The sequence below is a fragment of the Dactylosporangium sp. NPDC050588 genome, from assembly GCF_040654975.1.
In the GTDB taxonomy this organism is placed as follows: domain Bacteria; phylum Actinomycetota; class Actinomycetes; order Mycobacteriales; family Micromonosporaceae; genus Dactylosporangium; species Dactylosporangium maewongense.
Genome location: NZ_JBFAJA010000128.1, coordinates 22329 through 30347 on the forward strand (window position 1 = coordinate 22329; position 8019 = coordinate 30347).

Here is an 8019-nt window from a genome sequence, read left to right on the forward strand (position 1 = left end):
TTCAGCGGGGGCCGTAGCGCTCGGCGGCGCGGGCCTTCGCCTTCGCGGCCTCGATCTTGCGGTCGCGCGGCGGCGAATTGGTGACGAGCTGGCCGAGCAGTTCGCGGGTCGCGGCCGTGACGGCGGCGACGGCGGCGTCGAACGCGGCCTGGTTCGCCTGCGAGGGCCGGGTCATGCCGGCGACCTTGCGCACGTACTGGATGGCGGCGGCCTCGATCTCGTCCTCGGTCGCCGGCGGCTCGAAGTTGTTCAGTACCCGGATGTTCCTGCACATGCCTCCACCATGCCAGGTCGCGCGGCGGCCGTCAGACCCGCCAGGGTCGCGGCGACGTCCGGCGGCGCGGGCATGGCGGCGATCTCGTCGCGGATCCGCCCGGCGCGGCGGGTGACGGCGGAGTCGGCGAGCAGCGCCCGGACGGCGGCGCGGACCGCGGCCGGGGACCGGTCGGCGAAGGCGACGGTGCGCGCGACCCCGGCGGCCGTCAGCCGGTCGGCGATGCTGAACTGGTCGCACATCTGCGGCAGTACCAGCTGCGGACGGCCCGCACCGAGCGCGGCCATCGAGCTGCCCGAGCCGCCGTGGTGCACGAACAGGTCGCAGGTCGGCAGCAGCACGTGGTGCGGCAGCCAGCCGGCGCGGCGGGCGTTGGCCGGCAGGTCCTCGATGCCGTGCACGCCGGCGCCGCTGACGACGACCTCGACGTCGAGGTCCCGCATGCCTTCGACGGCGGCGGTGAGCCCGTCGACGCCCTCCGGGATCGGCACGGTGCCCATCGAGACGCAGACCCGGGGGCGCACGCGCGGCGCGAAGAGCCACTCCGGCAGCGTGCTGGCGCTGTTGTACGGGATGTACCGCATCGGCAGCCGTACACCGGGATCCGCCGACGACGGGCCCAGCGACGGCGGGCAGGTGTCCACGGTCGCCAGGGGTGCGTCGGTCGGCTTGGCCACGCCGAGGGTGTCGGCGAGGCGCAGCAGCGGGTCGGCGATGTCGGCGAGCGCGGCGCGGTGGACCGCGTCGGGGACGGGCAACCCCCAGTGGTGCAGCACCCACGGGATGCTCAGCAGCGTGGCGGCGAGGGGCGCGGCGTATTCGACGGGCTCGGTGACGATGAGGTCGGGCCGCCACGCGCGGGCGAGGGCGACGACGTCGGGGCCGGTGCGTTCGGCGATGGCGGCGAAGACGGCGAGGTCGAGGGTGTCGTTGCCGCCGAGGCGCAGGTGCGGCGGCCACAGCTCGAAGAACGACGCGTCGCCGCCGACGACGACGTGGCTGAGCCCGGCCCGGCGGATCTGCTGGCCCATCGACTGGGGCGCGGCGACGAGGACGTCGTGGCCGCGCAGGTGCATCGCCCACGCCAGGGGCGCCAGCGCGTACAGGTGCCCCGGCGCCGGGTTGATGGTGAACAGCACCCGCATCAGCATGCCTCTCGGTTCACGACGGGGAGATCTTCGATGCCGCGCAGCATCGTGCCGGGCGCACGGAAGCGCGGCGGGCCGGCCAGGCGCAGGCCCGGGAAGCGGCGCAGCAGCATCGGGAACAGCACCCGGGCGTGCGTGCGGGCGAGGGCCGAGCCGGGGCAGTAGTGCCGTCCGGTCCCGAACGACAGCGGCGGCCGGGCGGTGCGCCGGGTGATGTCGAACGCGTCGGGGTCCGCGGTGTACGAGGGGTCGCGGTTGGCCGCCCCGAGGATGCCGAGCAGCGCCGTGCCGGGCGGGACGGGCACGCCGCCGAACTCGCACGGCTCGGTCGCGATCCGCACCGCCACCTGCACCGGCGGGTCGAAGCGCAGGATCTCCTCGACGGCCCGGTCGGCGAGCGCCGGGTCGTCGCGCAGCGCCGCCGCCTGCGCGGGGTGCTCCAGCAGCAGCCGCGCGCCGAGCGTGATGAGGCTCGCCGGGGAGTCGTAGGCGGCGCCGTAGAGCAGGGCGAGGTCGCCCTGGTACTGCTCGCCGCCGCCCGGCCGGTGCTCGCGAACCAGTCCGAGAAGCCCTTGCTCGTGGACCGGCGCGGCAAGCCCTTGCTCGTGGGCCGGCCCGAGGAACCCGTCGCCGGCGAGCGACGACAGGGTGTCGATGATCGTGTCGCCGGCCGCGGCCATCGCCGCGCGCTGCCGGGGCGTCATGAACGGCTCGAACGCGGCGCTCCCCGCGCGGGCGGCGGCCCCGAGGCGCAGCGCGTCGGCGTCCGGTATGCCCAGCAGCCGCCCCGTGACCAGCGAGGCGAACGGCACCGCGACCGCGTCGGCGAGGTTGACCGTCGCCCCGCCCGCCAACCGTGCGGCGAAGTCGTCCAGTACCGACGCGGCGACGGCGACGACGTCGGCCTGCTGCACGGGGCAGCGGCTCGGGGTGAGCCGCCGGGCGAGGGCGGTGCGCAGCGGCAGGTGCGCGGGGCCTTCCCGCCAGCCGAACGACTGGTAGAGGCAGCGGACCAGCCGGTGCTCGCGCCAGGTGGGGGTGAGCAGCTCGGGCGCCTCGCCGGCGCTGACGAACGCGGCGTCCTGCAGGAGGCGGGCGCAGTCGGCGTACCGGGTGAGCACCACCGCCTCCGTCTTGCCGGGCAGCTGCACGGGCAGGACCGGGGCGACCCGGCGCAGCCGCTCGTAGGCCGGGTAGGGGTCGGGGTGCGCGGACGGGCGGACCAGGTCCACGAACGTCCGCAGGGCGCGCCGCCGGTCGGTCCCGGCCCAGAACCGCAGCAGCGCCTCGGCGGTGACGCCGGGCCGCTCGAGGTTGGGGCTGTGCGAGGCGCCGTCGATGACCGCGAGGGTCGCGCCGGCCCGTTCGGCGTAGCCGGCGAACTCGGCCGCCGACCACAGCTTCCGGTCCCGGTGCCCGTGCATGACCAGCAGCGACAGCCGGGTGGCGCGCAGCTCGCCGGCGCGGTCGGACTCCCCCGCCAGGGCGGCGAGGGCGCCGCGGACGAACGCGGGGCGCATCAGCCGCAGCCGGGTCCGCCAGAACTCGCGCCGGGCGACGTCGTCCTCGGGGATCAGCCGCCGCACGACCGGCCACATGACGGCGTTGCCCTCCAGCGACAGCGTGTGGTCGAAGCCGCCGAGGATCTTGCGGTGCTTCGGGCCGTCCATGCCGGGGCCGCTGCCGATGAACGCGGCGGAGCCGAGCCGGCTCGGCTGGGCGAGCGCGGCGGCGCGGACCACGAACCCGCCGTAGGAGTGCCCGACGACGTGCGGCGGGTCGGCGCCGGCGACGGCGTCCAGGACGGCGATCAGGTCCTCGGCGTGCCGGCGGATGCTGTGGTCGTCGGTGCGGTCGTCCGCGCGGTCGGCACTGTAGTGGCCGCGGTAGTCGTACGCGTAGGCGCGGTAGCCGGCGGCGGCCAGGGCCGGCAGCAGCGGGAGGAAGTCCTCCTTGGAGCCGATCAGGCCCGGGCACAGGACGACGGGGACGCCGGTGTCGGCGGCCGGCGGCGGCAGCGCGCGCAGCGCCGACACGGCACCCCGGGCGGTCTCCAGCACAGCGTCACATACCGTGGTCACCGCATCACGGTACGGCACCTTTCGGACATAACCGGCATTACACGCCGATGAGCGTCCAGGCGCGGGACCCGCCGCGGACCCCCGCCTGATTGGCGACCAGCCGCACGTCGTCCGGCATCGCCACGACGAGGCGCTCGGCGTTGCCGCCGCCGAGGTACAGCCGGTCCCAGCGGAACACCGGACGCAGCCCGTCGACGATCCGCAGCACCCGCCGCGACCACCGCCGGTCGCCGAGCCGCCGGCGCTCCAGCTCGCCGAGGAAGTCGTCGTAGGTGCGGCCCCCCGAGTACGGCGCGTGCGACAGCTCCAGGTGCGGCGCCAGCCGCCCCTCGTCGAACAGCGCGCTGCCGAGCCCGGTGCCGAGCGTGAGCACCAGCTCCAGGCCGCGCCCCTCGACGAGCGCCGCGCCGTGCACCTCGGCGTCGTTGAGGACCAGGACCGGCCGGGCGAAGGCGCGCCCGAGCTCGGCCCGCGCGTCGAACCCCTTCCACAGCGCGAACAGCTCCGGGTCGACCGGGGTGTGCGGGCCGGCCTCGTTGACGTAGTGCGGGGTGGCGACGACGACCCCGTGCCGGATCATCCCCGGCAGCCCGACGGTGACCCGGTCCGCCGCCGGCAGGCCCTCCGCGATGCCGAGCAGCACCTCGACGAGGCGGGCGGGCGGCAGCGGGTACGGCGTCGGCACCCGCACCGGCTCGCAGCACAGCGTGTCGGTGTCGTCGACCACGGCGGCCTTGAGCCCACCGCCCCCGCAGTCGATCGTCAGCGTCGTCACCATCCCAGGATTCTGCCTCGGCGCACCCGGGCCGCCGCGACGCGACAGGACACTACACAGACTTCGCAGAGTTTATGGCGACACGGCTCCCGCGTCGTCACGTCGATCGTCTGATGCCGCGCCCGCCCCGGGTGACGGCCGGGTGAAAGCGGCCCTCGACGCCGGCGGTGCGGTTTAGCTTCGACGGCATGACCGCCACGAAGATCATGCTGGACGAGGGCGAGATGCCTCGTCGCTGGTACAACCTCATGGCCGACCTGCCGGCGCCGCCCCCGCCGGTCCTGCACCCCGGCACGCTGGAGCCGGTCGGCCCGCAGGACCTGGCGCCGCTGTTCCCCATGGCGCTGATCGAGCAGGAGGTCACCCAGGAGCGGTACGTCGACATCCCCGACGACGTGCTGGAGGTGTACCGCCTCTGGCGCCCGTCGCCGCTGTTCCGCGCGCACCGCCTGGAGAAGGCGCTCGGCACGCCGGCCCGGATCTACTACAAGTACGAGGGCGTGTCGCCGGCCGGCTCGCACAAGCCGAACACCGCCGTCCCGCAGGCGTACTACAACGCGGCCGCGGGCATCCGCCGGCTCACCACCGAGACCGGCGCCGGCCAGTGGGGCACGGCGCTGGCGTTCGCGGGCGCGCAGTTCGGCCTCGACGTGGAGATCTGGCAGGTGCGCGCGTCGTACGACCAGAAGCCCTACCGCAAGATGATGATCGAGACCTTCGGCGGCACGATCCACCCGTCCCCCTCGGACCGCACCGAGGCGGGCCGCCGCGTCCTCGCCGCCGACCCCGGCTCGCCCGGCTCCCTCGGCATCGCGATCAGCGAGGCCGTCGAGGTCGCCGCCGCCCGCCCCGACACCAACTACGCCCTCGGCAGCGTCCTCAACCACGTGCTCCTGCACCAGACGATCATCGGCGAGGAGGCGCTGCTCCAATTGGCGAAGGTCGGTGCCACGCCGGACGTCATCGTCGGGTGTACCGGCGGCGGCTCCAACTTCGCCGGCCTCGCCTTCCCGTTCCTGCGCGAGAAGCTGGCCGGCCGGATGGCCCCCGTCATCCGCGCCGTCGAACCCGCCGCGTGCCCGTCGCTGACGAAGGGCGTCTACGCCTACGACTTCGGCGACACCGCCGGCATGACGCCGCTGATGAAGATGCACACCCTCGGCCACGACTTCATCCCCGACCCGATCCACGCCGGCGGCCTGCGGTACCACGGCATGGCGCCGCTCATCTCGCACGTCTACGACCTCGGCCTCATCGAAGCCGCCAGCTTGACCCAGCGCGAGTGCTTCGAGGCGGGGGTGCGCTTCGCCCGCACCGAGGGCGTCATCCCCGCCCCGGAGCCGACCCACGCCCTGGCCGCCTGCATCGAGGAGGCGCTGCGCTGCAAGGAGTCCGGCGAGGAGAAGGTCATCCTGACCGCCCTGTGCGGCCACGGCCACCTCGACCTCCCCGCCTACGGCCGCTACCTCGCCGGCGACATGGTCGACAAGGAGCTCTCCGACGACGCGGTCGCCGCCGCCGTGGCGCAACTGCCGAAGGTGCCGGCCTGACGGCGCGAGCCTGACCGTGCCCGCCTGACGGGTCAAAGCCGCTCGAAGTCGCCGAGGCCGCCGCGGTACGACTTCCGCGGCGGCCGGGCGTATTCGCCGCGCTTCGACGTGCGCAGCCCCAGTGTCACGAGGCTCTGCACCAGCAGGGTCGCGGCGGCCACCCCGTCCACGACGGGGACGCCGATGCGCCTGCTGACGGTCGCGGGCAGGTCGGCCATGCCCGCGCAGCCCAGCACGATCACGTCGGAGCCGTCACGGGTCAGGGCGGTGCGGGCCAGCGCGACGACCCGGTCGGCGACCGCCGGGTCCCGGTCGAGCTCCAGGACCGGGATGTCGCAGGCGTGCACGCCGCGGCAGGTGCCGGGGGCGACGTAACGGGCGGCGAGGTCCCAGGCCCGCCCCCGGGTCCGGTCCAGGGTGGTGACGACGCTGAAGCCGCGGCCGAGCAGGACGGCGGCGTGCATGGCGGCCTCGGCGATCCCGACGACCGGCCCGTCGGCGACCTCCCGGGCCGCGTCGAGGCCGGGGTCGCCGAAGCAGGCGATGACGTAGCCGTCGGCGGGATGGTCGCGGATCGCGGCGAGGATGCCGGGGACACTGAGCGCCTCGTCGTAGTGGCTCTCGATGGAGGCCGGGCCCATGCCCGACGTGACCGCCTCGACGCTGGTGCCCGGGCCGGCGGCGGCCCGGGCACTCAGCTCGATCTTCGCGGTCATCTCCGCCGTCGTGTTCGGGTTGACGACCGTGACGCGCATCGCGGTCAGGCGGCCTTGCGCTTGCTCAGGCCGAGATGGACGGCGAAGCCCAGGGCCATGCCGATGAACCAGCTGTACTGCGCAGTGGTGTGCATGCCGGGGCCGTCCGTCCACAGCACCGGCACGACCGCGACGAGCGCGCCGACGGCGGTCGCGACGATCGCCGGCGGGTTGTACCCCTTGGCGTAGAAGTACGTGCCGTCCGGCGACATGGTGAACATGTCGTCGACGGACACCACCTGCCTGCGCACCAGGTAGTAGTCGGCGATGAGGACCCCGAAGAGCGGGCCGATCGCGGCGCCGAGGACCTCGAGGGTGTAGTGGATGACGTCGGGATTGTTGTACAGGTTCCACGGCGTGATGAGCACCGACCCGACCGCGGCGATCATGCCGCCCATCCGCCAGCTGATGCGTTGCGGGCTGACGTTGGAGAAGTCGAACGCCGGGGAGATGAAGTTCGCGACGATGTTGATGCCGATGGTGGCGATCGTGAACGTGAGTGCGCCGAGCACGATCGCGAACGTGCTGTCGATGCGGGCCACCGTCTGCACCGGGTCGGTGATCAGCTCACCGAAGATCGGGATGGTCAGCGACGAGGTGACGACGACGAGGATCGAGAAGGCGAGGAAGTTCACCGGCAGGCCGAGCAGGTTGCCGCGCTTCACCGCGCCGAACGAACGGCCGTAGCGGGAGAAGTCGCCGAAGTTGAGCATCGGGCCGGAGAAGTAGGACACGACCAGCGCGATCGCGCCGAGCATGACCGGCACCGCGTCGAGGCCGGTGTACTCGACCTCGCCGAGGTTCAGGTCGATCTCGCCCCAGCCGGCCTTCATGATGAGGTAGCCGGCGAGGACGATCATCACGACGTACACCGCCGGGCCGCAGAAGTCGATGAACCGGCGGATCGCCTCCATGCCGGTCCAGAACACCGCCGCCTGCAGCACCCACAGCAGCGCGTAGGAGCACCAGCCGAGCAGCGGCAGCCCGAGGAAGCCCCACTGGTCGACGTCCGCGTAGGGCGCCAGGCCGGGGAACAGCTTCAGCACCACCACGTCGAGCGCGGCCGACGCGAGGTAGGTCTGGATGCCGTACCAGGCGACCGCGATGCCGCCGCGGATGATCGCCGGCACGTTGGCGCCCAGCACCCCGAACGCGACCCGGTTGATCACCGGGTAGGGCACGCCGGTGACCTGGCTCGGCTTGGCGACCAGGTTGCAGAAGAAGTAGACGATCGTGATGCCGACGACCAGCGAGACGAGGACCTGCCAGCTGGACAGGCCGAGCGCGAAGAGGCTGCCGGCGTCCCCGGTGACAACGGTCTCGCCCCGGGCACGGGCAGGATGCCGCCGCCGTTGAGGCCGGTCACGATGCGGAACTGCGCGTCGGCGAGCGGCGTGACGTTCGCCTCGATGCGGGCCCGGAAGTTGTAGTGCCGC

Annotated in this window: 7 protein-coding genes; 1 reads left to right on the forward strand and 6 read right to left on the reverse strand. The window is 73.7% G+C overall.

All coding sequences use genetic code 11. From position 1 onward, the window contains the following. Position 1: 1 nt before the first annotated feature. The 4 genes from AB0I21_RS52690 to AB0I21_RS52705 are packed head-to-tail and all read right to left on the reverse strand — an operon-like array spanning position 2 to position 4281. Positions 2-274, reverse strand: a complete 273-nt coding sequence (locus tag AB0I21_RS52690) for a DUF2277 domain-containing protein (protein ID WP_360572848.1) — start codon at positions 272-274, stop codon at positions 2-4. Continuing rightward, a complete protein-coding gene (locus tag AB0I21_RS52695) occupies positions 250-1419 on the reverse strand; it encodes a nucleotide disphospho-sugar-binding domain-containing protein (protein WP_360572859.1) in 1170 nt (389 codons plus the stop codon). Before AB0I21_RS52695 ends, AB0I21_RS52690 begins: the two co-directional genes overlap by 25 nt. Then, entirely contained in the window at positions 1419-3503 is a 2085-nt protein-coding gene (locus tag AB0I21_RS52700; protein ID WP_360572850.1) for an alpha/beta fold hydrolase, read from the reverse strand. Before AB0I21_RS52700 ends, AB0I21_RS52695 begins: the two co-directional genes overlap by 1 nt. Before the next feature lie 37 nt (positions 3504-3540). After that, positions 3541-4281 carry an ROK family protein gene (locus AB0I21_RS52705; protein WP_360572852.1) on the reverse strand — a complete coding sequence of 247 codons (741 nt, stop codon included), beginning with the start codon at positions 4279-4281 and terminating at the stop codon, positions 3541-3543. Between the two features lie 185 nt (positions 4282-4466). On the opposite strand from AB0I21_RS52705, the gene AB0I21_RS52710 reads away from it, so the two are divergent. Continuing rightward, complete coding sequence (locus AB0I21_RS52710; protein WP_360572853.1) at positions 4467-5828, forward strand: TrpB-like pyridoxal phosphate-dependent enzyme; 1362 nt, start codon at positions 4467-4469, stop codon at positions 5826-5828. 32 nt (positions 5829-5860) lie between these two features. Here the strand turns inward: AB0I21_RS52710 and AB0I21_RS52715 are convergent, their stop codons facing one another. Together AB0I21_RS52715 and AB0I21_RS52720 are read right to left on the reverse strand one after the other, a co-directional pair. Further along, positions 5861-6583 carry an aspartate/glutamate racemase family protein gene (locus AB0I21_RS52715; protein WP_360572855.1) on the reverse strand — a complete coding sequence of 241 codons (723 nt, stop codon included), beginning with the start codon at positions 6581-6583 and terminating at the stop codon, positions 5861-5863. Positions 6584-6588: 5 nt separating this feature from the next. Then, positions 6589-8019: NCS1 family nucleobase:cation symporter-1 (locus AB0I21_RS52720; RefSeq protein WP_360572857.1), on the reverse strand; the 1431-nt coding region annotated here is incomplete at its 5' end.